Source organism: Burkholderia sp. GbtcB21 (genome assembly GCF_019091065.1).
GTDB lineage: Bacteria > Pseudomonadota > Gammaproteobacteria > Burkholderiales > Burkholderiaceae > Burkholderia > Burkholderia pyrrocinia_C.
On record NZ_JAGXKA010000077.1, the window covers coordinates 1 to 851 of the forward strand.

General features: G+C 52.4%; 2 protein-coding genes. Both read left to right on the plus strand.

Translation table 11 applies throughout. The features are described 5' to 3' along the window. Nucleotides 1–606 (plus strand): hypothetical protein (locus KVT39_RS36405; protein ID WP_217591424.1); only part of this gene is annotated, 606 nt, incomplete at its 5' end. Between the two features lie 33 nt (nt 607–639). Beyond that, nucleotides 640–851, plus strand: a 212-nt coding sequence (locus tag KVT39_RS36410; protein WP_217591425.1) for a DUF2345 domain-containing protein, incomplete at its 3' end; no start/stop codon positions are given.

Below are 851 nucleotides of genomic sequence, written 5' to 3' on the forward strand. Positions count from 1 at the left end.
GGCTATTGCTCGATGAACGGCCTCAAATGGATGTGGCATATGACACACAAGGACGAGTATGGATTGATCGGTCAGCATCTGGTGCCGGGCAAGGAATATTACTTTGAGGTTAAACCGGCGTATTTTGATCGCGATTATCCTCAACACGCTCCAGTTTCTGCCCGGCAGATTGAGCCGCAGGATAAGGTGGTTATTAGCGCAGTCCGTGCGGATCAAAAGACAGATTGGGAGGTGGTCTACGAGAAAAATCGAGTTGCCTTCGATCGGCATCTTGATCTCCCTAAATTCGGAATTGTGGTTAACGGTGACTACTTTTTTTCGATAGATCCCGATGGGCAGTTGGGGAAGCAGATCACGATTGATGAGGCCATACGATTCGAGTCCTATGTCAAAGTCACAACCTATTTGCAGAAGGTGAAGGCAGCCGAACTTGTTCGGCGTACGCTCGAAAATCGAAATCGCTTTACGTATTGGTCGACGACGGGTTATCGCAAGGAGATGATCGGATTTAACCTTCAAGGTGGTCAGCGAGAAGATTGGCACGAATGCTACGCCGAATCGAACGGCGATCATACACCGTGTCCTGATGTGCTGAGAAAGCCCTGATGCGCCACACTCGCAACACTTACGCCGTTTCGTATGCCGGTTGATCTCTCAAAACTGCCGCCCGAGGTGACGCCAGACGCAAAACCGCCGCGGCCGATTGTCTGGTTTCTGCTGGCTATGATCAGCATCGCTGTTGATCGTCGGCGACAGTTGCTGGCCGAGCGGCTCGACGAACTCAAGGAGGCCGTGCTGCTTGCGAGTGCCCCTGAAGGCATGGCGTTTACCAGCGGATCGCACTTGCAGCT